Below are 23,669 nucleotides of genomic sequence, written 5' to 3'. Positions count from 1 at the left end.
GTCCGCTCCTTCAGCCGGTGACGCCGATGGGCCAGGGGGCGAATTCTTCCTCCCCCACGCCAAGGGCTTCGGATTTGCTTTTCTCGCCCGAGGCGATGGCGAGAATGCGGGCGAAGATCTCCTCGCCCATCTCGTCCAGCGTCAGGGTGCCGTCCACGATCTGCCCGCAGTTCACATCCATGTCCGAGGCCATGCGGTCGAACATCGGGGTGTTGGAGGCAAGCTTGATGGTGGGAGAGGGGTAGGAGCCGAAACAGGATCCGCGCCCGGTGGTGAAACAGATGAGATTGGCGCCCCCCGCGATCTGCCCGGTGGCGGAGACCGGATCAAACCCCGGCGTGTCCATGAAGACAAAGCCCTTTTCGGTCACCGGCTCGGCGTAGCGATAGACCTCCATCAGCCCGGTGGAGCCGCTTTTCTTGGCCCCGCCCAGCGATTTCTCCAGCACGTTGGCAAGCCCGCCCGCGTTGTTGCCGGGGCTGACCACGCCGTTGATCTGCGTGTCGCGGCCCTTGGTATAGTCCAGCCACCAGTCCATGCGTTCGACCAGCTTGCGGCCCACGGTTTCGGTGCGGGCGCGGCGGGTCAGCAGATGTTCGACGCCAAAGATCTCGGGTGTTTCCGACAGGATCGCGGTGCCGCCATGGCGGATCAGGATGTCGGCGGCGCGCCCCAGCGCCGGATTGGCGGTCAGGCCCGACAGCCCGTCCGAGCCGCCGCATTGCATGCCGATGGTGATGTGCTCCGCCGAACAGGGCTCGCGCGTCACCTGATTGGCCTCGTCCAGCATGGCGCGCACCGCCGCCTTGCCTTCGGCGATGGCCTGCGCCGTCCCACCCAGATGCTGCATGGTCAGCGTGCGCAGCATCTTGCCCTCGGCAAGGCTCTGCTCCTCGAAGAACTGCAGCAGGTTGTTGCGCTCGCAGCCCAGCGAGACCACCACCGCGCCCGCCATGTTGGGATGCCGGATATAGCCCGCCAGCGTGCGGCGCAGCAGATCCATCGGCTCCCCGGTCAGCTCCATGCCGCAGCCGCTTTCATGGATGAAGGGGATCACCCCGTCGACATTGGGCCAGTCCTCCATCCGCTCTTCGTCGAAGTAATTGGCGATCTTGCGCGCGACGGTGGCCGAACAGTTCACCGTGACGAACAGCCCGATGTAATTGCGCGTGCCGACCCGGCCATTGGCGCGGCGGATGCCCTGAAAGCTGGCGCGCTGCTCGGGCGGCAGGATCTCTGTGGGGACGTAATCGCGGCCAAAGGCGTAATCTTTTTCCACCGCGTCGAACCGGATGTTGTGGCTGTGCAGCCAGTCGCCGGGCGCCAGATCCTGCGCGGCATAGCCGATGACCACCTCGTATTTCAGGATCGGCGCGCCCGCCTGAATGGGGCGCGTGGCGATCTTGTGGCCCTGCGGCACATCCTGCGTCGTGGTCACATCTTCGTCGGGCAGGTGGGTTCCGGCGGGGATGTCGCGGATGGCGACAACGACATTGTCGCCCGCGTTCAGCCGCAGCGCCATGGGGCGCGTGGGCATGGCGGTGAGTGTGGTCATGGCGGGTCCTCCCTTGATCGGCGCTCCCGCTGTCGAAACGGGGAATCGACAGTCCTCGCCAATCTGATATATCAGACATAGCAACCGGACAGGGAGGCTGCAATGCAGGATGTGTCGGCGCCGCGTGACCGCGAGACCGATCCCGGGCAGGGGCTGGCCCGCCGCTTCGGGCTGGAAGAGGCCGCGCCCGGCCCGTGGGAGGACGGATCGGCCAGCAGCGCGGTCTATGCCGCCCTGCGCGCCCGCATCGTGCGGCTGGCGCTGCCGCCCGGCACGCCGCTGCCGCGCGCCGAGCTGGCGCAGACCTTCGGCGTCAGCCTGACGCCGCTGCGCGACGCGCTGCAGCGGCTGGCGGAGGAGGGGCTGGTGCAGATTTTCCCCCGGTCGCGCACGCTGGTCGCCCCCATCAACGAGGCGGGCGTGCGCGAGGCGCAGTTCATGCGCATGGCGCTGGAACGCGAAGTCGTGCGCCGTCTGGCAGGCAGCACGGATCCCGCCGGTCTGGACCGGCTGCGCGCGATTCAGGCCGCGCAGGCCGAGGTGGCGGGCGATCCCGCCCGCATCGCGCAGTTTCAGGAACTGGACGAGCTTTTTCACACCGCGCTTTTTGCCACGGCGGGCCATCTGCACAGCCAGCGGCTGATGCAGAGCCGGGCCGGGCATCTGGACCGGCTGCGGCGGCTGTTCCTGTCCGATGACGGGCAGGAGAGCGGCCCGCCGCGCATGGATGCGGTGCTGCGCGGCCATGCCGAAATCATCGACGCGCTGGCGCGGCGCGATCCCGACGGCGCGGTGGAGGCGCTGTCGCGCCACCTGCAGCGCACCGTCGATCGGCTCAGCGAAAAACGCGCGGCCTTTCCGCAGTATTTTGCCCCCGATCCGCAGGCGGCCCCGCGCCCCTGACCCACGCATCCAAGGAGGAGACCCCGATGCCATCCATCCCGCTCAAGAACGCCATGACCCCCGGCGCCCGGCTGCCCGGAATCTGGCTGTCGCTCTGTTCGCCCACCGTCACCGAAATCGCGGCGGGCAGCGGCGCGGACTGGCTGCTGGTCGATATGGAACATGCCCCCGCTGATCTGTCGCAGATCGCCGATCACCTGCGCGCGGCGCGCGGTGCCTCTGGCGACAGCGGGGCGGAGGTGATCGTGCGCCCTCCCTCGTCGGATCAGGTGATGACCAAGCGGCTTCTGGACATCGGGGTGCGCAACCTGATGTTTCCGATGATTCAGGATGCCGAGGCGGCGCGGCAGGCGGTGTCATGGACCCGCTACGCCCCCGAAGGCGTGCGCGGCATCTCTGCCACCATCCGCGCCAATGACTATGCCCGGCAGGGCGATTATCTGAGCCGCTATGCCGGGGAGCTGTGCCTGATCCTGCAGGTCGAAACCCCCGAGGCGCTGGCCAATATCGCCGAGATTGCCGCCGTGCCGGGGGTGGATGCGATCTTTGTCGGACCCGGCGATCTGGCCGCCGCGATGGGCTACCCCGGCCAGACCATGGCCGAGCCGGTGCAGCAGGCCATTGCCGAGGCGCTGGCGGCGATCCATGCGGGCGGCAAGGCGGCGGGCATCCTTGGCTATGGCGAGGCGGCGGCGCGGCGCTATTTCGAGATGGGCTTCGACTTCACCGCCATCGCGGGGGATGCGTGGATGCTGGCGCGGGAACTGGACGGGCTGGTGGCGCGGCTGGCGCGATAGCGGCGCCGGTCACATGTCCCGCGCGTTGTCGGTGACGCGCTGGCGCACCTGTAGCAGGTGATAGCCCATGGTCAGCTCCGCCGCATCGGGATCGCGGGCAAGGATCGCCTCGTAAATCTGACGATGCTCCCGCGCCACCTGATCGGCGCGGGACTGCGAGCCGGAGCGGGTGATGTCCTGCGCCACCTGGATCGTCTGTTCCATGGTCTCGCGGATGGCGGTCAGCATGGTGACGAAGACCTCGTTGCCGCTGGCCACCGCCACCGCCAGATGAAATTCGAAATCCGCGTCCCGGGCCGGGGCGCGGGCGCGCATCGCCGCTTCCAGCGCCTCCAGCGTCGCCTCGATCCGGGCCAGATCGCGCGGGCCCCCCCGCAGCGCCGCCAGCCGGGCGGTGGCCTTTTCCAGCACCGTCCGCGCCTCGATCGTGCGCATCAGGCCCGACACGCTGCCCGCGCTGGCATAGTCGATCAGACCCTGCGGCGGGCGCTTCAGCACGAAGGATCCGACCCCGCGCCGCGCCTCGACCAGACCGTCCTCCTGCAGCTTGCGCAGCGCGTCGCGCACCACCGGGCGCGACACCCCGAAGGCCGAGCAGATCTGGTTTTCCGAGGGCAGCTTTTCCCCCTGCTGCAGCGCGCCGCTGACGATCTGTTCAAGGATCTGGCCGTAAAGCTGGTCAGAGAGCGACTTGCGCTTGCGGATGGTCAGCTTGGGCGTGTCCATGGTCAGGGGGTCATATCCGGCAGTCTGGCGGGGGATGCCGGTCCCTTCTATCGGGGCTGTCGGAGCCATGCAAAGCCTTCCGCGTCTCAGTCCGCCCGCCCCGCCGCCTGTGCCGAGGCAAAGCGCAGCGCGGCGCAGGCGGCGCCATAGCCATTGTCGATATTGGTCACCAGCACCCCCGGCGCGCAGCTTGACAGCACGGAATCAAGCGCCGCGCGCCCGCCCGCCGCCACGCCATAACCGACCGAGGTCGGCACGGCGATCACCAGCCCCGGCACCAGCCCGGCCACCACGCTGGGCAGCGCCGCGTCCATGCCCGCAAACACGATGACCACCTGCATGCTGCGCAGCTGCTCTTCGCGCGCCAGAAGCCGCCACAGCCCCGCCACGCCCACATCGGCGATCTCGGTCGCGACAAGCCCGGAATAGGCCAGCACCCGCCGCGCCTCGGCGGCGGGACCGGCATCAGAGGTGCCCGCGCTGACCAGCGCCACCGCCGGATCGTCGCGCTGCGGCGGCAGGGCCCCAAGGATCGCGGTGCGCGACAGCGGGCAGTAATCCAGCGCGCCGCGCAGATCGGCGGGCAGGCCATCCAGCTGCGCGGGCAGGAGCCGGGTCAGCAGCAGGCGGCGGCCTTCGGCATGGGCGTCGCCGACGATGGCGGCGATCTGATCGACGGTCTTGGGTTCGGCCAGCACCGCCTCTTCCAGCCCGATGCGGGACTTGCGGTCGCGGTCGAAGGTCACGCTGGGATGGCTGTCACGGGGGGCGGGACGGTCAGTCATGAAGAAAGGCGCTTCCTTGGCGATAGGGACGGAGGGTCAGGGGCAGATCGCCGCCACCATGGGGCAGACAGGCGGCCCGCGCCAGTGCCGAGAGCGCCTGCTGCCGGTCGGCGGAAAGCCCTGCCAGAATCGCGGCGTCCAGCTCCACCGCCAGCCCGGCATGGGTGCGGCGGCAGCGCAGGGTGACGGGGCCCAGATCGGCGCGCAGCGCCTCTTCGACCGCGTCGATCATGGCCAGATCGGCGGGTTCCACCCGCAGGCCGGTCTCGATCCGGCTGGCAAGGCAGGGGGCGGCGGGCAGGTCGGCGATCTCCTGCAGCCCCAGCGCGCGGGCCAGCGCGCGCACATCGGCCTTGGTCATGGCCGCGTCGACAAAGGGATGGATCACGCCCCGTTCGGCGGCGGCACGCAGGCCGGGGCGGAAATCGCCCAGATCGTCCAGATTTGTGCCCGCCGCCACGGCGCCCTGCTGCGCCAGATCCGCCAGCGTGCCGTAAAGATGGGTCTTGCAGTAATAACAGCGGTCGACCGGGTTCGCGCGATACCGCGGATCCTCGAATTCGCCCGACGCGATCAGCGCCAGATCAAGCCCGCGCTCGGCGGCAAAGCGCTGCACGCGGGTGGTGGCGGCCTGCGGCACGGCGGGGGAGACGGCATGCACCAGCCGCAGCCCGGCGCCTGCGCGGGCCACCTGCGCCGCCGCCGACAGGCACAGGCTGTCCACGCCGCCGCTGACCGCGACGATCAGCACTTCGGGCGCGCGCAGCGCCGAATGAAGCGCGGGGGGCAGGGCGGTCATTCCGCCGCCTTGGGGCGCGCCGCCCCGGGGGAGAGGTTGCCCAGAAGCCGGTCGCGCGACAGCACCAGATGGCGGCGCATCAGCCTGCGCGCGGCAGAGGCATCCTGCGAGCGGATCGCCTCGGCAATGGCGCGATGTTCCTCCGCCGCCTCGCGGCTGTCGCCGCCGCGTTCCAGCGCGCGCAGCCGCCCGGCCTCGATGCTTTCCTGCAGCGAGGCGCTGAGATAGTTGAACAGACTCAGATAATAGGCATTGCCTGTGGCCTCGCAGAGGGCGCGGTGAAAGCGCATGTCGGCCTCGACCCCGTCGCGGGCGTTTTCCGGGCTGTGGCGCTGCTGCGCGGAAAACCGCTCCACCGCCGCGTCGAGTTCCGCCAGATCCTCGGGGGTGCGGCGGGTGGCGGCGATGGCCGCCGCCTCGATCTCGACGCCAAGGCGCAGTTCCAGCACCTGCGACAGCTTCTGCAGGTTGGCGACATCGCTCATGTCGATGGCAAAGCCCATGCGCGGGCGGGTGCTGGCCACATAGGCGCCGCGCCCCTGCTGGCTGTGCAGCAGGCCCTCGGCCTTCAGCCGGGCCACCGCCTCGCGCACCACGCTGCGGCTGACCGACAGTTCCTGCGACAGCGCCGATTCGGAGGGAAAGGGGCTGCCCACGGCAAAGGCGCCGCTGGTCACGCTGCGCCGCAATGCGTCGGTCACCTGATCGCTGAGCGTGGCGCCACGGGCCAGCGGGGCCGCGTTGCGCAGAATGTCGGTCATGGCCTGCCTCCTCTGCCCATGGCGGGGGTTGTGGGGTTCGCTGTCAATATGATGACCTTACATGCTCCGCACAAGCCAGAGAAATTATTCACGGTTCACAGTGGCTTGGCAAATGCCCTGAGAAAAATCCCAAAGATTGCCACCTGACCTGTATTTTAATTTGACAGGAAAGCCCCGGATGATCCAAGGTTCCGGCGACGGCACGCCGGTGCCGCAACGGGACGGAGGCGCGGGCTGAACGGTCATTTCGGGGAGGAGCCGGAAGCGACCGCCGCGCTTTGAAACTTACGGAACCTTTCGGGAGGAAAGACATGTCTGAGATTTTCAAGGTGGCGCGTGGCGCCGCGATGTCCGCGCTGATTCTGGCGGCAGGGACGGTCGGCGCCTCGGCGGCGGATTTTGTCATGGCCACCGGCCAGCAGGGCGGGTCGTGGTATCCGGTCGGCGGCGCCATCAAGGCCATCGTCGAACGCGAAGTGCCGGGCACCAGCATCACCGTCACCCCGGGCGCGGGCGTGGCCAATGTGGTGGGCGTTGATGGCGGCCGTTTCCCCATCGCCTTCGCCAACTCGATCTCCACCGTGGACAGCCTGAGCGGCAAGGAGCCGTTCCGCAAGGCCGCGACCAATGTCTGCAATCTGGGCGTGCTCTATCCCCAGTATTATCAGGTGGTGGCACTGGCCGATTCCGGCATCCGCACCGTGGCCGACATGAAGGGCAAGCGCCTGACCACGCAGCAGACCGGCAATACCGGCGAATTCCTGACGCATGAGCTGCTGTCGACCGCCGGCCTGACCTTTGACGATCTCGCCTCGGTGGCGCACACCTCCTATTCGGACAGCGCGTCGCAGATGAAGGACGGTCACGCCGATTTCTTCACGCTGGGCTCGTCGCTGCCCACCGGGTCGGTGATGGATCTGGCTTCGGCCCGCGAGATCGTGCTGATCGACGTGGATGAAGAGACCTTCAAGCACTTCAAGGACCAGAACGCCGCGTTCCAGCTGCGCGACGTGCCCGCAGGGGCCTATCAGGGCTTCGACGAACCGGTGCGCGCGATCAGCTATGACACCCACATGATCGCGGCCTGCGATTATGACGGCGAGATGGTCAAGGCGGTGCTGGCGGCGGTGGCCGACAACAACGACACCTTCGCCTCCATCACCAAGTCCATGGAAGGCCTGACGCTGGAGATGATGGCGACCGAGATCGGCGTGCCCTTCCACCCGGCGGCGAAGGAATTCTACGCCGAGCGCGGCGTCACGGTCGAGTGATCCGCAGCCCACAGGACTGAACGCGGCGGGGCCCTGACGGCCCCGCTGTTTGTCGCCCGGAAGATGGCCGGGCGGCCCAGACCGGCGCGCGGCGCCGACGGTCCCTGAGGCGCCAATGGGAGGACTGCCATGAGCCTGACTGTTTTCGACCGGAGCCTGCCCCTGATCGCGCGGATCACCCGCCTGGTCCTGATCGGCATGGCGCTCTGGCATCTGTATGTGGCCTTTGCCGGGCCGCCCAACCCCTATGTCATGCGCGGCGTCCATGTGGCGCTGGCTTTGGTGCTGATTTTCTTCACCGTGGACTTCAAGGGCCTGCCCATCGAGGTTCCGCGCTGGTATGACATGATCCTCGGTCTGATCGCCTTTTTTGCGGCGCTCTACCCCTCGCTCAACCTTGAATACATCTTTGCCCGCTTCCTTTATGTCGATCCGCTGGAAACGCGCGACATCGTGGTGGGCATCACGCTTGTCGTGCTGCTGCTGGAGGCGACGCGGCGGATGCTGGGGCCGGTGCTGCCCATCACCGCGCTGTGCTTCATCCTTTATGGGCTGATGTTCACCTCCACGCTGCCGAGCGTGCTGCTGGAACAGCTGTTCATGACCACCGAAGGCATCTTCGGCATCCCGATCGCGGTGTCGGCCACCTATATGGTGCTGTTCATCCTGTTCGGCGCGCTGGTCGAACGCATGGGCGTGGGGCAGCTGTTCATGGATTTTGCCGTGGCGCTGACCGGCAAGCAGGCGGGCGGCCCCGCCAAGGTGGCCTGCGTCACCTCGGGCATGTTCGGCTCCGTCTCGGGCTCTGCCGTGGCCAACGTGATGACCACCGGCACCTTCTCTATTCCGCTGATGAAGCGCATGGGCTTCAAGCCCGCCTTCGCCGGCGCGGTGGAGGCCGTGGCCTCGACGGGCGGGCAGATCATGCCGCCGGTCATGGGCGCTGCCGCCTTCGTGATGGCGGAGTATCTGGGCGTGGGCTACCTGCAGGTCGCGGTTTACGCCATCATCCCCGCGCTGCTCTTCTATGTCGCGCTCTTTGCCGCCGTGCATTTCGAGGCCAAGCGCCGTGGCATCGGCGCCGTGCCCAAGGAAGACATGGTGCCGATGCGCAAGGTGCTGCGCGAACGGGGTCACCTGTTCCTGCCGCTTGTCGTCATCATCGGCGTGCTGCTGATGGGCTATTCGGCACCCTATGCAGCGCTCTGCGGCGTGATCTCGGTCGTGCCGGTGGCAGCGATGCGCAAGACCACGCGGCATTACGTGACCATCGACAACATCCTTGCGGCTCTTGAAGGCGGCGCGCGCAACGTGCTGTCCATCGCGGCGGCCTGCGCCTGCGCGGGCATCGTGGTGGGGGTCATCGACATCACCGGGCTGGGGCTCACCTTCTCCAACTTCGTGATCTCGGCGGCACAGGACCGGCTGGTCATCGCGCTGCTGCTGTCCATGGTGGCGGGCATCATCCTTGGCATGGGCATGCCCACCACGCCGGCCTATATCGTGCAGGTGGCGCTTCTGGTGCCTGCGCTGGTCAAGCTGGGCGTGCAGCAGGAGGCGGCGCATCTTTTCGTCTTCTACTTCGCGATCCTGTCGGCCATCACCCCGCCGGTTGCCATGGCGGTCTATGCGGCCAACACGCTCAGTCAGGCCAAGATCGTCGAGGCGAGCGTCGCGGCGGTGAGGCTTGGCGCCACCGGCTTCATCGTGCCCTTCATGTTCGTCTATGAACCGACGATCCTGATGCAGGGCGATCCGCTGCGCATCGTCGTGGTGGTGGTGCAGGCCACGGCGGGGGTCGTGCTGCTTGCGGCGGCGCTGCAGCGCTACTTCTATGGCAAGCTCGCCTACTGGCAGGCCTTCGTGCTCTTTGCAGGCTCGCTGTGCTTCATCTATCCCGACTGGCGTGTCACGCTGGCAGGGGTGGTCTGTGCGGGCGCGGTCTATGCCTCGCAGACCCTCATCCAACCCAAACCCGCCACGCAGGCGGGGAAATGACCCCTCGCCCGCTCCGACCGGAGCGGGCAAAGATCCCAGCGTGAGACGGAGACCCTTCATGTCGCAGAAATCCACCCCCCCCGTGCGCAGCGGCGGACAGATCCTAGTGGATCAGCTTCTGATCCATGGCGCGGACACCGCCTATTGCGTGCCGGGGGAAAGCTACCTTGAGGTGCTGGATGCCCTGCATGACGTGACGGACCGTTTCACGCTGATCAATGCCCGGCACGAGGCGGGTGCCGCCGACATGGCCGAGGCTTATGGCAAGCTGACCGGGCGCCCGGGGATCTGCATGGTCACCCGTGGCCCCGGCGCCTGCCATGCCGCCATCGGCGTGCACATCGCCCAGCAGGACAGCACGCCGATGATCCTTCTGGTCGGCCAGATCGCGCGGGACACCACCGACCGCGAGGCCTTTCAGGAGGTCGATTACCGCGCCATGTTCGGCCCCATCGCCAAATGGGCGACACAGATCGACGATGCGCGGCGCATTCCGGAATACATGGCGCGGGCCTTCCGCGTCGCGACCTCGGGCCGTCCCGGCCCGGTGGTCATCGCCCTGCCCGAAGACATGCTGACCGACCGCGTCGCGGTGCCCGACGCGCGGCCCTATGCCGCCACCGCCGCAGGCATCGTGCCCGCCGATCTGGACGCGCTGACCGCAGAGCTGTCCCGCGCCGAACGCCCGCTGCTGCTGCTTGGCGGGTCGGGCTGGGATGACGCGGCCTCCGCTGCCATCACCCGCTTTGCCGAAACCAACGGCATTCCGGTCAGCTGTTCGTTCCGGCGGCAGGACATCGTCGACAACCTGTCGCCGGTCTATGCCGGGGATTTCGGCACCTCCACTGCGCCCTCGCTTTACAAACGTCTGGCAGAGGCGGATCTGCTGGTGGTGATCGGCGCCCGGCTGGGCGAGATGACGACCCGCACCTATACCACGATGGACTCGCCCAATCCCGGCATCCGGCTGGTGCATGTCCATCCCGAGGCCGACGAGATCGGTCGCGTCTATTCCCCCGATCTGGGTCTGGCCTGCGCGCCCGCCGTGCTGGCCGAGGCGCTGGACGGCACCGATCTGGGCCGCAAGGACCAGTGGGCCGACTGGTGCGCGGCGCTGCACGGTGACTATCTGGCCGATACCGAGGCGCCCAATGGCGGCGACTGGCAGCTCGACATGGGCGTGGCCCTGACCCAGATCCGTGACAGCCTGCCCGATGACGTGGTGGTGACGCTGGATGCGGGCAACCATACCGGCTGGGCGCAGCGCTTCCTGCGCTTCGGACGACCGGGCCGCATCGTCGGATCCACCTGCGGCGCCATGGGCTATTCGGTGCCCGCCGCCGTCGCCGCCTCGCTGCGCAATCCCGACCAGCTGGTGCTGTCCTTCGTGGGCGATGGCGGCTTCATGATGAGCGGCGCCGAGCTTGCCACCGCCGCACAATATGGCGGGCGGCCCATCGTGCTGCTGTTCAACAACGGCACTTACGGCACCATCCGCATGCATCAGGAACGCGAGCATCCCGAGCGGGTGTCGGGCACCACGCTGCGCAATCAGGATTTCGTGCGCATGGCCGAGGGCTTGGGCTGTTACGCGGAACGCGTCACCCGGACCGAGGAGTTTGCCCCGGCCTTTGAACGCGCCCGCGCCAGCGGACAGCCTGCGGTGCTGGAACTGGTGACCGATCCCGAACAGATCTCCACCCGCACCACCATCACCGCGCTGCGCAAGGCGGCGCTGGCGAAACAGTCGGCCTGACCGGAGCGCCCATGACTGCCACCACCCTGACCAGACCCGAAGCCACCCTGCCTGCCGAGGTGCTGGCACAGATACAGCAGGTGGTGGGGGCGACCTATGTGACCACCCATCCCGCCGACATGGCGGGGCGGGTGGCGGATCATCGCGGGCTCTATCAGGGGCATGCGCTGGCGCTGGTGCGTCCCGGCTCCACCGCAGAGGTGGCGGCGGTGATGCGTCTCTGCCATGCCGCCCGTCTGCCTGTGGTGCCGCAGGGCGGCAATACCGGGCTGGTGGGCGGCAGCGTGCCGCGCGATGCGGTGATCCTTGCCACCGACCGGCTGACCGCGATCCGCGACCGCGACCCGCTCAACTCCACCATGACGGTGGAGGCGGGCTGCCTGCTGCTGACCATCCAGCAGACGGCGGAAGAAATGGACCGGCTGTTCCCGCTGTCGCTGGCCTCGGAAGGGTCGTGCCAGATCGGTGGCAATCTGGCCACCAATGCGGGCGGCACGGCGGTGCTGCGCTATGGCACCACGCGCGAACTGGTGCTGGGGCTGGAAGTGGTGCTGCCCGATGGCGCGATCCTGTCGGACCTGACCGGGCTGCGCAAGAACAACACCGGCTACGATCTGCGCCATCTCTTCATCGGGTCCGAAGGCACGCTGGGGATCATCACCGCCGCCGTGCTGAAGCTGCATCCCAGACCCGCGCGCCGGGCCACGGCGATGGTGGGCTGCGCCGATCCCGAAGCGGCGCTTGCGCTTTATGACCGGATGCGGGCGCGCGATGCCGACAGCCTGACCACCTTTGAATATATCGACCGCACCGCGCTGCAGATGGTTGTCGATCACGGCCCCGGCTGCAGCGATCCCATGGCGGAGCGGCATCAGGCCTATGCGCTGGTGGAACTGACCGCCCCCGATCCCGAGGCCGATCTGGACGCGCGGCTGGAACATACGCTTGGCGCCGCGTTCGAGGCCGGGGACATCGCCGATGCGGTGCTGGCAAGCTCCGAGGCGCAGCGTGCCGCCCTCTGGGCGCTGCGCGAAAATCTGGCGGAGGTGCAGAAGGCCGAAGGCGCCTCGATCAAGCATGACGTGGCGGTGCCGGTGTCGCGGGTGGCGGAATTCATCGCGGCGGCGCGGCAGGGCTGCCTCGCGCTGATGCCCACGGCGCGGGTCTGCGCCTTTGGGCATTTTGGCGACGGCAACATCCATTTCAACCTGTCCCGCCCGCTCGACATGACGGATGCCGAGTTCCTGACCCGGACCGAGGCGGTTAACCGCGTGGTGCATGACATCGTGGTGGCCATGGGCGGCTCGATCTCTGCCGAGCATGGCATCGGGCTGACCCGCCGGGCCGAACTGCGCCATTACAAGGATCCGGTGGCGCTGCGGGTCATGGAAGGCATCAAGGCCGCCCTTGACCCGCTGGGGCTGATGAATCCCGGAAAGCTGCTTTAGGCTCAGATGGTCGCGACCGGCGTCACCGGTGATCCGATGGCGCCGGGCAGGTAAAGCGGCGGCGCGGTCAGGAACACCGCGTGCCGCCCCCGCGCCTCAAGCGCCTGCGCCAGATCGCGGAAATCCCACAGCTCTGCCAGCGGTAGGCCCAGCTTGAACAGGCAGTGATGGTGCAGCGGCAGGCGCAGGCAGCAGGCCTGCGGGTCGGTATGGGGATTTTCCACCGCGTAATTATCGGCGGCAATGGCGGCGATGCGGCTTTGCGTGATCCAGTCCTGCAGGCTGGCATCGGTGCCGTCGAGCACGGCGCCGGTGCGGTCCAGCCTGTCGGGATCGGGTGCGTCCTGCATGTCGCGCAGCGCCTCGGCATAGCCGGTGCGCAGCAGCAGGATGTCGCCGCGGCGGATTTCCACCTGCTGCGCTTCCAGCACCTCCTCCAGATCGCGGCGGGTGACGATGCGGCGGTCCATGCCGAAATGGCGGACAAAATCCACCAGCACGCCGCGACCCTGAATCGGGGTCTTGGCCATTTCGCAGACCGACAGGCGGCGCGCATAGGATCCGTGTTGGCCCTCGGCGCCCGCCCCCATCACGTCATGGTCGGGGCGGTGGCCGTTGTAATAGACCCGTTCGGCCACGCCATCGCCATCGGCATCAAACAGCGCGCCGACATGGGCCAGCGAATCCCATTGCGTGGAATATTGCGTGGACAGCAGCACCTGATCGTCGCTCAGCACGTCGCGCAGGATCGGATCCACCTCTGACAGCGGGTAGTTGATGTAAGGCACCTCGCCCAGCCGGGTGGGGGCCAGCACCGGCGGCTTGCGGCGCGGGTTCAGCACCAGCGTGCCGGGCAGATCCAGCGGCAGCGACAGGCAGAAGGCCTGCCCCTCGACAATCTCCGCCGCGGCGGCGCGGCGCTGGTCGGGGCCGATGTAATTCAGCGTGCCCAGCTGGTCGTCGGGGCCAAAATCTCCCCAGTTCGACCCTTCGGGCCGGTTCACCCAATGCGGCATGGCTCAGTTGTCCTCCGTGCTGTCGGCGGCGTGGGCAAGGCGGATCACCTCGGGCAGCATCCGCTCTGTCGCGGCGGCCTGTGCCTGCCGCGCCGCGTCCCAGTCATAAAACCCCCGCCCGGATTTGCGCCCCAGCTCGCCCGCCGCCACCTTGCGGGCCAGCAGGTCGGGCGGGGTCTGGCGCGCGTCCAGATCGGAATACAGATACTCGGCGATCCGCAGATGCGTGTCGAGCCCGTTCAGGTCGCGCTGCAGCATCGGCCCGGTCAGCGCCAGCCGCACCCCCACCGACCAGCGGGTGACAAGGTCGATGGTTTCCGCATCGGCCACGCCCTGATCGATCAGGTGGAAACATTCGCGCATCAGGGCGTGCTGCAGCCGGTTGGCGATGAAGCCCGGCACATCGGCCTTCAGCACGGCGGGCATCTTGCCCGAACGCGCCAGCAGGTCGGCGGTGTCACGCATCACCTCCGCGCGGGTGGCGGGGCCGGGCACCAGTTCCACGGCGGGCACCAGATCGGCGGGGTTGAAGAAATGCGCGATGACAAAACGGTCGGGATGGCGCAGGTCGCGGGTCAGGTCCGCACTGGCCAGCCCCGAGGTGTTGGAGGCAAGGATGGTCTGCGGCGCAAACCGCGCCTCCAGATCCGCAAGCACCCGGCGTTTCAGATCCAGCAGTTCCGGCACCGCCTCGATCACCAGCCGCGTCGCGTCCCAGCCCGGGCCCAGATCGCCGACCTCGACCACCATGCTGGCGGCATCCCCCAGCACGGCCCGCGCCGCGTCGCGGGCTTCGGCGGAAGGATCGACCAGCGCCACCTGCCAGCCCGCGTTCAGGAAATGCCGCACGATGCGCGTGCCCATGATGCCCGCGCCGATGACCGCAAGACGATCCATGTAAATCTCCTCCATCATATTGGTTGACAAGATAATTGGCTTTGTATGATTTGCAATGATTATCACAGAGGGAGAGCCGGGGACCGTGTCCCGGCGAGGAGACAGACCGTGACCGCACTTGCGAATTTCTTTACGCGGATCGTGAACCGCTACATGCCCGACCCGCTGGTCGTGGCGATCCTGCTGACCGCGCTGACCGTGCTGATCGCCATGCTGGCGCAGGGCACCGGCTTTCTGGAAGCGACCCGCTACTGGGGCGACGGCTTCTGGAACCTGCTTGCCTTCACCATGCAGATGACCGTGATCCTGCTGGCGGGCTACATCCTTGCGCGCACGCCAGCGGTGGACCGGCTGATGGACATGGTGGTGTCTGGCATCACCACGCCGCGCGCGGCGATCATCGCCGCCACGCTGTTCGGCGGCGTGGGAAGCTGGCTCAACTGGGGCTTCGGTCTGGTTCTGGGCACGCTGATCGCGCAGAAACTGGGGCGCAAGGTCGAGGGCCTGCATTACCCGCTGGTCATCGCGGCGGGCTATTCCGGCTTTGCCGTCTATGGCGTGGGCCTGTCGGGATCGGTGCCGCTGCTCATCAACACGCCCGGCCATTTCCTTGAAGAGACGATCGGGCTGGTCTCGCTGTCGGACACGATCTTTTCGCCCTATCTGCTGACCATGAACCTGATCCTGCTGGTGACGCTGCCGCTCTTCAACGCGATGCTGCACCCCAAGAACCCCGCCGACGTGGTCCGGGCCAAACCCGCCCCGGAAATCGCGGCAGAGCCCGCCGCCGATCCGGCCGAACGCACGCTGGCCGACCGGCTGAACCGCTCGCCTGTTCTGGGTGTGGGCATGGGTCTGTTCGGGCTGTTCTATGCCGCGCTTTATCTGGTCGATGGCGGCAGCATCACGCTCAACTTCGTCAACCTGCTGTTCCTGTTCCTTGGCGTCACGCTGTTCGTCACGCCCGCGCGGTTTCTGGCGGCGCTGAATGACGGGGTGAAGGTGGTGGGCGGCATCATCGTGCAATACCCGTTCTATGCGGGCATCCTTGCCATTCTGGCCGGATCCGGGCTGATCGTGACCTTCTCCAACTGGTTCGTGTCGTTTTCCACCGCGCAGACGCTGCCGATCTGGTCGTTCCTTTCGGCGGGGATCATCAACATCCTCGTGCCGTCGGGCGGCGGGCAGTGGGTCATTCAGGGCCCGGTGATGATGGCAGCGGCCAAGGAGCTGGGTGCCTCGATCCCGGCCACGGCGCTGGCGGTGCAGATCGGCGACCAGTGGACCAACATGGTGCAGCCCTTCTGGCTGCTGCCCGCGCTCGCCATCTCGGGGCTGAAGCTCAAGGATCTGATGGGCTACATGGTGCTGGTGCTGCTCTATCTGGGCGTGGTGTTTCTGGCCACGGTCACTCTCTGGGGCATGATGGGAGCCTGAGATGCCATATATGATCGAAACATGGGACAAGCCGGATCACGGCGCGCTGCGGCTGGAACTGCGCCCCGCGCATCTGGACTATCTGGAGCGGCACAAGGCGCTGCTGCTGGCCTGCGGCGCCAAGCTGGACGAGAACGGGCAGGCGGCGAGCGGCGGGCTTTACCTGCTGGACGTGGACAGCCGCGCCAAGGCGCAGGCCTTCATCGAAGGTGATCCTTTCTTCGCGGGCGCGCTGTTCGAGCGGGTCACCGTGACCCGCTGGCGCAAGGCCTATCTGGACGGGCGCAACACACTGGACGAGGGCTGATGCTGTATCATGTGACCATGACCGTGACCCTGCCGCCTGACATGGATCCGGCGGAGGCCGAGGACATCAAGGCGCGGGAAAAGACCTATGCGCAGGATCTGCAGGCGCAGGGCATCTGGCGGCATCTGTGGCGCGTGGTGGGCGAATATCGCAATGTCAGCATCCTTGACTGCCGCGACAACGCCCATCTGCACGAGGTGCTGAGCAGCCTGCCGCTGTTTCCGTGGATGCAGATCGAGGTGACGCCGCTCTGCCGGCATCCCTCCTCGATCCGGGAGGGTGATCTGTGAGCGGCTTCACCCGCCGCGCGGCGGTGGTCACCGGGGGCGCGGGCGGCATCGGCGCGGGCATCGCGGCGCGGCTTTCTGCCGACGGCTTCCGCGTCATCGTGCTGGATCAGGCCGAGCCTGCGGCGCGGGTCGACCGGTTCCATGTGGTGGATCTCTCCGATGCGGCGGCGGTGCAGGCGCTCTGCGCGCGGGTCGCCGCCGAGGAAGAGGTGACCTGCCTTGTCAACAATGTGGGCATCGTCTGCCCCGCGCCGCTGGAAGAGGTCGATCCGGCCGATTTCGACCGCCTGCTGCATGTGAACCTGCGGCCTTCGATCCTGTGCGCGCAGGCCTTCCTGCCGGGGATGAAGGCGGCGGGCGGCGGGCGGATCGTGATGAACACCAGCCGCGTGACGCTGGGCAAGGAACGGCGCACGCTTTACTCCGCCAGCAAGGGGGCGGCGCAGTCCATGGCCCGGACCTGGGCGCTGGAACTGGGGCCGCATGGCATCACCGTCAACTGCGTGGCCCCCGGTCCCATCGGCACCGACGCCTTCTGGCGCAACAACCCGCCCGACGCGCCGCTGACGCGCGAGATCATCGACCACGTGCCGCTGCGCCGCGTCGGCACGGTGGAGGATGTGGCCAATGCCGTGTCGTTCTTCTGCGCGCCCGAAGCGGGCTTTGTCACCGGCCAGACGCTGTTTGTCTGCGGCGGCGTGACGGTGGGCTAGGCCCGGGCGGCCCGGCGGTGACGCCGGGCCGGACCGGCGGTCAGGCCGCCACATGCTCCTGCAGCAGGGCGGCAAATCGCGCGGGCTGTTCGACGCAGGGCAGGTGGCCGGCTTCGGCAATCTCGACAAACCGGGCGCCGGGGATGGCCTCTGCGGTCGCTTTCACCAGCGCGGGCGGGGTCGAGGCATCGCCCTCGCCCACCACCACCAGCGTGGGCTGCGCGATGCGCGCCAGATCGGCGGTGTAATCGGCATCGCGGATCGCCTCGCAGACCTGCGCATAACCTTCGGCGGGGGTGCGTTCCAGCATGGCGCGCCACATGGCGAAATCCTGCGTGTCGCGATAGGCGGGCACGAACCAGCGCTGCAGGATCATGTCCCCGATCGAGGCGATGCCCTGCGCCCGCACCGTGTCGATGCGCGGGTTCCAGATCTCGGGCGAGCCGATCTTGGCGGCGGTGTCGGACAGCACCAGATGCGTCATAGCACCCGCGCGGCGCAGCGCCAGCCGCTGCATGATGAGCCCGCCCACCGACAGGCCGACGCCGACAAACTGCGTGATGCCGTGATGGTCCAGCAGCACCTCCGCGTCATCGGCCAGCGTCTCGATGCTCAGCGTGTCGCGCGCGGCGCTGAGGCCGTGGCCGCGCTTGTCCATCCGCAGCACGCCCCATGTCTCGGGCAAGAGCGCCACGACCCGGTCCCAGACCCGCAGGTCGGTGCCAAGCGAATTGGCAAAAACCAGCGTGGGGGCGTTGCCCGTGGCGGGGCGGTGGCCGTGGAACAGGCCGTCAAAGGTGGTGAAGCTTTCCATGGGAACTCCTTACAGCGGGGTGTCATCAAGGCAGGACAGCAGCAGCGCCAGCGGCGGGCTGTCCCGGTCGGTCTGATAGACCAGCGAAATGTCGGCGGTCACCGTCAGCCCGTCGAGCGGTTTGTAGACCACGCCTTCCAGCTGCACATGGCGGATCGCCTCGGGCACCACCGCCACCCCCAGCCCCGCCGCCACGAGGCTGACGATGGAGGCGAATTGCGGCGAGCGCTGCACGATGTCGGGCGTGATCCCGGCGCTGGCGCAGGCGCGGTGCATCGCGGCGGAAAAGCCGGAATTGGGCGGCAGATGCGTGGCGATGAACGGCTCGCCCTTCAGGTCGCGCAGCGCCACGGGCAGGCCGGGGGCGGCCAGCGGGTGATCTTCGGGCAGGGCGATCCACAGCGGTTCGGCGCAGAGCGTGCGCGTGGTCAGGCTGGCGGGCAGGTCAGGGAAGGGCAGGCGCACGATGCCCGCATCCAGATTGCCCGCCGCCACCTCGGGGATGGAGCGGTCCAGATCCATCAGCGTCAGCTGCAGCGTGGTCTGCGGCGCCCGTTCGCGGTAGCGGCGCACCAGCCGGGTCAGCACGCCGTTATAGGCGGCGGCGCCGATATATCCCAGCGCCAGCTCGCCGATCATGCCGCGCCCGACGCGCAGCGCCACATCCTGCGCGCGTTCGGCATGGCGCAGCACCGCGCGCGCCTCTGGCAGCAGCAGCGCGCCCGCCGTGGACAGTGCCACCCGCCGCCGCGTCCGGTCGAACAGCAGCGCGCCGATCATTTCTTCCATCTGCTTGAGCTGCAGCGTCAGCTGCGGCTGCGAAATGCCCAGCCGTTCGGCGGCGCGGCCAAAATGCAGCTCTTCGGCCAGCGTGACCAGCAGCTCATAATGTCGAAGCGTCAGCATGACCAATCACTCTGGGCCGTTTATCCTGCTGGCTTATAAGACGCGGCGGCAACAGGGGCCAGCCCCGCGACCGGGGTTCCCGGGTCTGGCGCCGGAAATCCCCCCTATGCGGCGGCGGGTTGCACTCTTTACATTTTGCTGAAACTTTCAGCAAAAATCGGGGGATGTGATGTTTCGAGCGTTCCGGGGTCTTGGCCCGGCAGTGGCGCGGGTGCCGCCGGTGGAGGCGCTGCGGGCCGGGCTTGGCGCGGTGTTCGGGCTGGGGGTGACGGGGCTGCTGGTGCTGTCGCCCGTGGCCGACCTGAACCTTGGCCTTTATCTGGTCGCCCCCTTCGGGGCGAGTTCGGTGCTGCTGTTTGCGGTGCCCAACAGCCCGCTGGCGCAGCCATGGTCGGCACTCGTCGGCAATATGGTCGCGGCGCTGGTGGGCGTTGCCGTGTGCCTGCTGGTGGATCCGCCAGTGGCGCGGGTCGCGCTGGCGGTGGGGCTGGCGGTTGCCGCGACCATGCTCTGCCGCGCGGTGCATCCGCCTGCCGGGGCGGTCGCCATGACCGTGGCGCTGAGCCCCGAGGCGGTGGAGCGGCTGGGATTCTGGTTCGCGCTTGCGCCGGTGGGGGTGGGCACCGTCACGCTTGTCGGGCTTGCCGCGATCTATGCCCGGCTGACCGGGCGCCGCTATCCCTTCCGCCAGTTCGAGACACCCAATGACCGGGGCACCCGCGATGCCGATCCCGTGGCCCGGCTGGGCCTCACGGAGGCGGAACTGAGCCGGATTCTGGACCGCTACCGCCAGTCCTTCAACCTTGGGGTCGAGGATCTGGCGCGGCTGATCGGCGCGGCAGAACTGCAGGCGGCGGCGCGTCAGACCGGCCCGGCCCATGCCGGGGACATCATGTCGCGCGATCTGGTGACGGTGCGGCCCGAAACCCGCCTTGCCGAGGTGGCGGATCTGTTCCGGCGTCACCGCTTCACCTCGCTGCCGGTGGTGGGACCGCAGGACCGCTTTCTGGGGGTGATCTTCCAGATCCACCTCATCACCCGGGCGCGCGAGGATGCGCTGCGGCTTGACCGGGGCTTTGCCCCGGCGCTGAAGCGGCTGCTGGACCGGGGCCGCGCCCGTCCGGTCCGGGCGGAGGAGATCATGAGCGTCGCCGGGCCGCGCGCAACGCAGGACACCCCGGTTGCGGCGCTGCTGCCGATGATGGCCGATGGCGGCGTGGATGCGGTGCCGGTGCTGCAGCGCGACAGGCTGGTGGGCATCGTGACGCGCACCGATCTGATCGCGGCGCTGGCCCGGACCAGCGTGCGCGGCAGCTAGTTCGGGGGCGCCCCATATGGTCGGGCGGAAATCTGCCGGCCCCGGCTTTCGCGACGGATCCGGATCGACAGCCGTGCCACAGTGCCGCAAGCCTGCCCCTGTCATCCGGGCATGTCCCAGAAGGAGCCGTATCATGATCCAGACCCGTCTGCCGCTGCTGGCCACGCTGGCCGCCCTTGGTCTTTCCGCCTGCGCGGAAACCCCCGTCCCGCCCGCGACCCCTGATGCCGGGGCACAGGCCTGCGCCCCCGACCGCTACGAGGCGCTGGTGGGCAAGAACATCGCGGCGGTGACGCTGCCTGCGGATCCCATGATCCGGGTGATCGGCCCCGACACCATGGTGACCATGGACCACAACCCGGAGCGTCTGAACATCGACCATGACGCCAGCGGCATCATCACCGGCCTGCGCTGCGGCTGAGCGCGGCCTGCCGCGCCCGAGGGCAGGCGGGTCTATGGCCCGTAATCGTCGATCATCGTCGCGTCCCAGCTGCGCAGGAATTCGCGGCGCTTGATCTCGTCGAGAAAGGTCAAGAGGCCCGGCCCCAGCCGGATCGGCAGGAAGCTTCCGGACTTGCTGGCCAGCAGCCCGGCGATGGGCGAGTGCGGCTCGCTGACCGGTTCGAGCGGGATCAGCGCCGTGCCGGATTCGATCAGCGCCTGCCCTTCCTGCGACAGCAGGAAGATCACGAAGGTTTCGGCGCGCTGCGGATTGTGCGCGCCTTTCGGCACGAAGACCGTGCGCGACATGACCAGATTGTAGTCGTCGAGGAAATGCACCCCGATATCGGGGAATTCCTTGCCCAGATGCAGCGCGTAGGATCCGATGACGTTCAGCGCCATCGCCAGTTCGCCGCGCTGCGTGGCCACCGCCATATCCGCCGTGCAGCAGTAGCGGCGCATGTGGGCACGGCCCAGCACCTCGGTCAGACGCTGGGCCTGCACGCTCTGGATCGTGTCCTGCGTGGCGAAAAGATAGCCGATCCCCGACCGCCGCAGGTCATAGCCGCCGATCTTGCCGCGCAGGTCGTTTTCGTGATCGCGGATGAAGCTGGACAGGTCGCGGTGGCTGGTCGGCAGTTCGCGCGCGGAAAAGGCGCGGCGGTCGTAAAGGATGGCGGCGGGTTCGAAGGTGAAGCCGAAAAGCTCTGACCGCCATTTCGCCCAGCCGGGCGGCTGGATCATCTCGGGGATGCGCAGCCGGTGGGCAAGCCCGCGATTGACCAGATCCACCTGCAGATCCATGGCCGAGGAGATGACCAGATCGGGCATGTCCTCTGGCCCCGCCTCCAGCACGGCGCGGTGCAGATCCACGGTCTGGAATTCGCGATAGGTGATGTCGAGCCCGGCATGACGCTCCGCAAAGGCGGAGATCAGCGGCGCCATGGCGACCTGATCGGTCGAGGCCCAGATGGTGATCTCGTCAGCCATGGCCCCGCGCGGTGCGGCACTCAGCAGAAGGCCCGCCAGCAGCAGCGTCGCCAGCCGGGGGAACACGATGCGGGCGCGCAGCCCGCCCAGATCCGCGCTGCCCAGGTCCAGCCGCGCGCCGTGACCTTCGGCCACCGACCGCACGATGGCGAGCCCCAGCCCGGATCCGGCGGTGGCGGAGTTGATGGAGGTGAAGCGTTCGGTGGCGCGCAGCCGGTCGGCGGCGGGAATGCCGGGCCCGGCATCGGACACGGTCAGGCGCACCACCTCGGCCGTGCCGTCCAGTTCGATGAGGATGGTGTTTTCCGGCCCGCCATGGCGCACCGCATTGTCGATGAGGTTGCGCAGCGCCTCGCGGATGGAGATGGCATCCCCCCGCACCGGGGCGGTGCCGCCAGGCAGATCCTCGTCTTCAAGCGAGATGGTCACCGTCCGCAGCCGCCGCTCGCGCAGCAGTTCGGCCAGCGTGTCGCGCACCAGCCTGCGCAGGTCGAGCGGTTCCAGCTGCGCCTCGTCGGAGCGGTGGATCACCATGGCATTGGCCAGCAGCTGGTTGGTCAGGTGCATGGTGCGTTCGGCCTGCTTTTCGGCCTTGCCCAGCCGACCGCGCATCCGCTCGGGCTCGTCCGCATCGACGGCCAGCGCCAGCTGCCCCTGCAGCGCCGACAGCGAGGTGCGGGTCTGATGCGCCACGTCGGCGATGAAGCTTTCGGTCAGCGCCCGGCTGCGGCCAAGCTGCGAGATGAAGCTGTTGATCGCGCGGAACAGGGCGGCGATCTCCTGCGGGGGGTCGCCTTCGATAGGGGACAGGTCGCGCGGGTTGCGTGCCAGCAGGGTATGGGCGATGTCCCCCAGCGGCGCCAGCGAGGAACGGATCGCGAGCCAGACAAAGACCAGCCCGATCAGCGACACGCCCCCCAGCCCGGCCATGCCATAAAGAAACAGCGTATCAAGCTGTGCGCGGCGCGCGCCCTGCGTCTGGCCGATCTGCACGAACACCCAGTCCCGCCCCGAACTGGAGGTGATCTGCCGCCCCTGATAGATGAAGCGGAACGGCTCATCGAGCCGGACATCATAGAACACAGGATCGACCGAGGCGCGCGCATCCGCAGGCAGCGGCAGATCCGGCGTGCCGGTCAGGTCGCCATAGCCGGGGGAAAACACCCGGTAGACCACCCGGTCATCCGCCGCGAGCGCAAGGATGTCCATGGCCGATTGCGGCAGATCCACGGTCGGCCCGGCGGCGGTGTAGGAGATGCGTTCCAGCACCGACAGCGCCGCCCCGGCCAGCAGCAGGTCATAGGTGCGGTTGGCCGCCGCGCGCGAATAGTTCCACAGCAGCACCGAGATCAGCAGCAGCAGCAGCACGAAGGCCGCCGTCATGCTGGCCAGCAGCCGCCGCTGCAGCGAATGGCCGCGCCGTGCCCTAGTCGTCGTCGCTGACATAGGCCATGTATCCAAGCCCGCGCGCCGTCTTGATCACCAGCGGCGCGCCTTCCAGCTTGCGGCGCAGCCGGGTCACCAGCTGTTCCACCGCGTTGAGGCTGGGGGTCTCGTTGAAGGTGTAAAGCTTGTCGGCGACCTCTTCCTTGGTCAGCATCCGCCCGAGATTGTCGAGCATGATCTCCAGAAGCTGCACCTCGCGGGCGCGCAGATCCAGCTGGCGACCCTCGACATGGGCCTGCTTGGCGGCGCGGTCGAAGCGGAAGCTGCCCGCGCTGAAGACATTGCTTGACGCCCC

At 68.0% G+C, this 23,669-nt stretch carries 23 protein-coding genes; 12 read left to right on the top strand and 11 right to left on the bottom strand.

All coding sequences use genetic code 11. The features are described 5' to 3' along the window. Positions 1-10: 10 nt before the first annotated feature. Positions 11-1,555, bottom strand: coding sequence for a D-arabinonate dehydratase (locus VK682_RS03775; protein ID WP_230796157.1), 1,545 nt, complete (start codon positions 1,553-1,555; stop codon positions 11-13). A gap of 102 nt (positions 1,556-1,657) precedes the next feature. Here VK682_RS03775 and VK682_RS03770 point away from each other — a divergent pair, with 102 nt between their 5' ends. After that, positions 1,658-2,458 carry a GntR family transcriptional regulator gene (locus VK682_RS03770; RefSeq protein ID WP_230796158.1) on the top strand — a complete coding sequence of 267 codons (801 nt, stop codon included), beginning with the start codon at positions 1,658-1,660 and terminating at the stop codon, positions 2,456-2,458. Positions 2,459-2,484: 26 nt separating this feature from the next. Further along, the gene (locus VK682_RS03765) at positions 2,485-3,255 is read left to right on the top strand and encodes an HpcH/HpaI aldolase family protein (protein WP_230796160.1); all 771 of its coding nucleotides are present in this window, start codon (positions 2,485-2,487) and stop codon (positions 3,253-3,255) included. 9 nt (positions 3,256-3,264) lie between these two features. Here the strand turns inward: VK682_RS03765 and VK682_RS03760 are convergent, their stop codons facing one another. The 4 genes from VK682_RS03760 to VK682_RS03745 are packed head-to-tail and all read right to left on the bottom strand — an operon-like array spanning position 3,265 to position 6,326. Then, complete coding sequence (locus VK682_RS03760) at positions 3,265-4,050, bottom strand: FadR/GntR family transcriptional regulator (protein ID WP_324781468.1); 786 nt, start codon at positions 4,048-4,050, stop codon at positions 3,265-3,267. A 17-nt stretch (positions 4,051-4,067) separates the two neighbouring features. Further along, positions 4,068-4,766 carry a nickel pincer cofactor biosynthesis protein LarB gene (gene larB, locus VK682_RS03755; RefSeq protein WP_230796163.1) on the bottom strand — a complete coding sequence of 233 codons (699 nt, stop codon included), beginning with the start codon at positions 4,764-4,766 and terminating at the stop codon, positions 4,068-4,070. Then, positions 4,759-5,565: an ATP-dependent sacrificial sulfur transferase LarE gene (larE, locus tag VK682_RS03750; protein WP_230796164.1), complete on the bottom strand. Its 807-nt coding sequence runs from the start codon at positions 5,563-5,565 to the stop codon at positions 4,759-4,761. The genes larB and larE overlap by 8 nt, the downstream gene beginning before the upstream one ends. After that, a complete protein-coding gene (locus VK682_RS03745; protein WP_324781467.1) occupies positions 5,562-6,326 on the bottom strand; it encodes a FadR/GntR family transcriptional regulator in 765 nt (254 codons plus the stop codon). The genes larE and VK682_RS03745 overlap by 4 nt, the downstream gene beginning before the upstream one ends. A gap of 311 nt (positions 6,327-6,637) precedes the next feature. Between VK682_RS03745 and VK682_RS03740 the strand changes: the two genes are divergently transcribed. From VK682_RS03740 to VK682_RS03725, 4 genes are all read left to right on the top strand, one after another. Beyond that, positions 6,638-7,597, top strand: coding sequence for a TAXI family TRAP transporter solute-binding subunit (locus VK682_RS03740; RefSeq protein WP_230796165.1), 960 nt, complete (start codon positions 6,638-6,640; stop codon positions 7,595-7,597). Between the two features lie 129 nt (positions 7,598-7,726). Beyond that, a complete protein-coding gene (locus VK682_RS03735; protein WP_230796166.1) occupies positions 7,727-9,595 on the top strand; it encodes a TRAP transporter permease in 1,869 nt (622 codons plus the stop codon). A 58-nt stretch (positions 9,596-9,653) separates the two neighbouring features. Beyond that, a complete protein-coding gene (locus tag VK682_RS03730; RefSeq protein ID WP_230796167.1) occupies positions 9,654-11,351 on the top strand; it encodes a thiamine pyrophosphate-binding protein in 1,698 nt (565 codons plus the stop codon). An 11-nt stretch (positions 11,352-11,362) separates the two neighbouring features. Further along, positions 11,363-12,799: an FAD-binding oxidoreductase gene (locus tag VK682_RS03725; RefSeq protein WP_230796168.1), complete on the top strand. Its 1,437-nt coding sequence runs from the start codon at positions 11,363-11,365 to the stop codon at positions 12,797-12,799. Between the two features lie 2 nt (positions 12,800-12,801). Here VK682_RS03725 and VK682_RS03720 read toward each other — a convergent pair whose 3' ends face one another. Further along, positions 12,802-13,815 carry a cyclase family protein gene (locus VK682_RS03720; protein WP_230796169.1) on the bottom strand — a complete coding sequence of 338 codons (1,014 nt, stop codon included), beginning with the start codon at positions 13,813-13,815 and terminating at the stop codon, positions 12,802-12,804. A gap of 3 nt (positions 13,816-13,818) precedes the next feature. After that, complete coding sequence (locus VK682_RS03715) at positions 13,819-14,712, bottom strand: 3-hydroxyacyl-CoA dehydrogenase family protein (protein WP_324781466.1); 894 nt, start codon at positions 14,710-14,712, stop codon at positions 13,819-13,821. A gap of 108 nt (positions 14,713-14,820) precedes the next feature. On the opposite strand from VK682_RS03715, the gene VK682_RS03710 reads away from it, so the two are divergent. From VK682_RS03710 to VK682_RS03695, 4 genes are read left to right on the top strand one after another with little or no spacing between them, the layout of a single operon-like run. Continuing rightward, entirely contained in the window at positions 14,821-16,149 is a 1,329-nt protein-coding gene (locus tag VK682_RS03710; RefSeq protein WP_230796172.1) for a short-chain fatty acid transporter, read from the top strand. Position 16,150: 1 nt separating this feature from the next. Then, on the top strand, positions 16,151-16,456 hold the full coding sequence (locus VK682_RS03705) for a YciI family protein (RefSeq protein WP_230796173.1): 306 nt from the start codon (positions 16,151-16,153) through the stop codon (positions 16,454-16,456). Further along, positions 16,456-16,746, top strand: a complete 291-nt coding sequence (gene catC / locus VK682_RS03700; protein ID WP_089844978.1) for a muconolactone Delta-isomerase — start codon at positions 16,456-16,458, stop codon at positions 16,744-16,746. The genes VK682_RS03705 and catC overlap by 1 nt, the downstream gene beginning before the upstream one ends. Next, entirely contained in the window at positions 16,743-17,459 is a 717-nt protein-coding gene (locus VK682_RS03695) for an SDR family NAD(P)-dependent oxidoreductase (RefSeq protein ID WP_230796175.1), read from the top strand. Before catC ends, VK682_RS03695 begins: the two co-directional genes overlap by 4 nt. Positions 17,460-17,499: 40 nt before the next feature. On the opposite strand, the gene pcaD is transcribed toward VK682_RS03695, so the two are convergent. Beyond that, positions 17,500-18,273 carry a 3-oxoadipate enol-lactonase gene (gene pcaD / locus VK682_RS03690; RefSeq protein WP_230796177.1) on the bottom strand — a complete coding sequence of 258 codons (774 nt, stop codon included), beginning with the start codon at positions 18,271-18,273 and terminating at the stop codon, positions 17,500-17,502. A 9-nt stretch (positions 18,274-18,282) separates the two neighbouring features. Beyond that, a complete protein-coding gene (locus VK682_RS03685) occupies positions 18,283-19,179 on the bottom strand; it encodes a LysR substrate-binding domain-containing protein (protein ID WP_089844971.1) in 897 nt (298 codons plus the stop codon). A gap of 169 nt (positions 19,180-19,348) precedes the next feature. On the opposite strand from VK682_RS03685, the gene VK682_RS03680 reads away from it, so the two are divergent. Next, entirely contained in the window at positions 19,349-20,497 is a 1,149-nt protein-coding gene (locus tag VK682_RS03680; RefSeq protein ID WP_230796179.1) for an HPP family protein, read from the top strand. Between the two features lie 133 nt (positions 20,498-20,630). Further along, the gene (locus tag VK682_RS03675) at positions 20,631-20,918 is read left to right on the top strand and encodes an I78 family peptidase inhibitor (protein WP_230796181.1); all 288 of its coding nucleotides are present in this window, start codon (positions 20,631-20,633) and stop codon (positions 20,916-20,918) included. A gap of 32 nt (positions 20,919-20,950) precedes the next feature. On the opposite strand, the gene VK682_RS03670 is transcribed toward VK682_RS03675, so the two are convergent. Both VK682_RS03670 and VK682_RS03665 read right to left on the bottom strand, forming a co-directional pair. Then, complete coding sequence (locus VK682_RS03670) at positions 20,951-23,374, bottom strand: sensor histidine kinase (protein ID WP_230796182.1); 2,424 nt, start codon at positions 23,372-23,374, stop codon at positions 20,951-20,953. After that, a partial coding sequence (locus tag VK682_RS03665; protein ID WP_324781465.1) for a winged helix-turn-helix domain-containing protein occupies positions 23,355-23,669 on the bottom strand: 315 nt, incomplete at its 5' end. The genes VK682_RS03665 and VK682_RS03670, both read right to left, overlap by 20 nt.

Source organism: Salipiger marinus, from assembly GCF_035481585.1.
Lineage (GTDB): Bacteria > Pseudomonadota > Alphaproteobacteria > Rhodobacterales > Rhodobacteraceae > Salipiger > Salipiger marinus.
Note: the sequence above shows the minus strand (reverse complement) of the source record. Positions and strands in the feature narration are given on the sequence as shown.

What these genes read in the sequence shown, in the direction of transcription:
- VK682_RS03675 (WP_230796181.1), top strand. Translation starts at nt 20,631, where the DNA reads ATGATCCAGACCCGTCTGCCGCTGCTGGCCACGCTGGCCGCCCTTGGT.
- VK682_RS03765 (WP_230796160.1), top strand. Translation starts at nt 2,485, where the DNA reads ATGCCATCCATCCCGCTCAAGAACGCCATGACCCCCGGCGCCCGGCTG.
- VK682_RS03730 (WP_230796167.1), top strand. Translation starts at nt 9,654, where the DNA reads ATGTCGCAGAAATCCACCCCCCCCGTGCGCAGCGGCGGACAGATCCTA.
- VK682_RS03670 (WP_230796182.1), bottom strand. Translation starts at nt 23,374, where the DNA reads ATGTCAGCGACGACGACTAGGGCACGGCGCGGCCATTCGCTGCAGCGG.
- VK682_RS03725 (WP_230796168.1), top strand. Translation starts at nt 11,363, where the DNA reads ATGACTGCCACCACCCTGACCAGACCCGAAGCCACCCTGCCTGCCGAG.
- VK682_RS03760 (WP_324781468.1), bottom strand. Translation starts at nt 4,050, where the DNA reads ATGGCTCCGACAGCCCCGATAGAAGGGACCGGCATCCCCCGCCAGACT.
- VK682_RS03745 (WP_324781467.1), bottom strand. Translation starts at nt 6,326, where the DNA reads ATGACCGACATTCTGCGCAACGCGGCCCCGCTGGCCCGTGGCGCCACG.
- VK682_RS03720 (WP_230796169.1), bottom strand. Translation starts at nt 13,815, where the DNA reads ATGCCGCATTGGGTGAACCGGCCCGAAGGGTCGAACTGGGGAGATTTT.
- VK682_RS03735 (WP_230796166.1), top strand. Translation starts at nt 7,727, where the DNA reads ATGAGCCTGACTGTTTTCGACCGGAGCCTGCCCCTGATCGCGCGGATC.
- catC (WP_089844978.1), top strand. Translation starts at nt 16,456, where the DNA reads ATGCTGTATCATGTGACCATGACCGTGACCCTGCCGCCTGACATGGAT.
- larB (WP_230796163.1), bottom strand. Translation starts at nt 4,766, where the DNA reads ATGACTGACCGTCCCGCCCCCCGTGACAGCCATCCCAGCGTGACCTTC.
- VK682_RS03705 (WP_230796173.1), top strand. Translation starts at nt 16,151, where the DNA reads ATGCCATATATGATCGAAACATGGGACAAGCCGGATCACGGCGCGCTG.
- VK682_RS03680 (WP_230796179.1), top strand. Translation starts at nt 19,349, where the DNA reads ATGTTTCGAGCGTTCCGGGGTCTTGGCCCGGCAGTGGCGCGGGTGCCG.
- VK682_RS03685 (WP_089844971.1), bottom strand. Translation starts at nt 19,179, where the DNA reads ATGCTGACGCTTCGACATTATGAGCTGCTGGTCACGCTGGCCGAAGAG.
- VK682_RS03740 (WP_230796165.1), top strand. Translation starts at nt 6,638, where the DNA reads ATGTCTGAGATTTTCAAGGTGGCGCGTGGCGCCGCGATGTCCGCGCTG.
- VK682_RS03715 (WP_324781466.1), bottom strand. Translation starts at nt 14,712, where the DNA reads ATGGATCGTCTTGCGGTCATCGGCGCGGGCATCATGGGCACGCGCATC.
- VK682_RS03770 (WP_230796158.1), top strand. Translation starts at nt 1,658, where the DNA reads ATGCAGGATGTGTCGGCGCCGCGTGACCGCGAGACCGATCCCGGGCAG.
- VK682_RS03775 (WP_230796157.1), bottom strand. Translation starts at nt 1,555, where the DNA reads ATGACCACACTCACCGCCATGCCCACGCGCCCCATGGCGCTGCGGCTG.
- larE (WP_230796164.1), bottom strand. Translation starts at nt 5,565, where the DNA reads ATGACCGCCCTGCCCCCCGCGCTTCATTCGGCGCTGCGCGCGCCCGAA.
- pcaD (WP_230796177.1), bottom strand. Translation starts at nt 18,273, where the DNA reads ATGGAAAGCTTCACCACCTTTGACGGCCTGTTCCACGGCCACCGCCCC.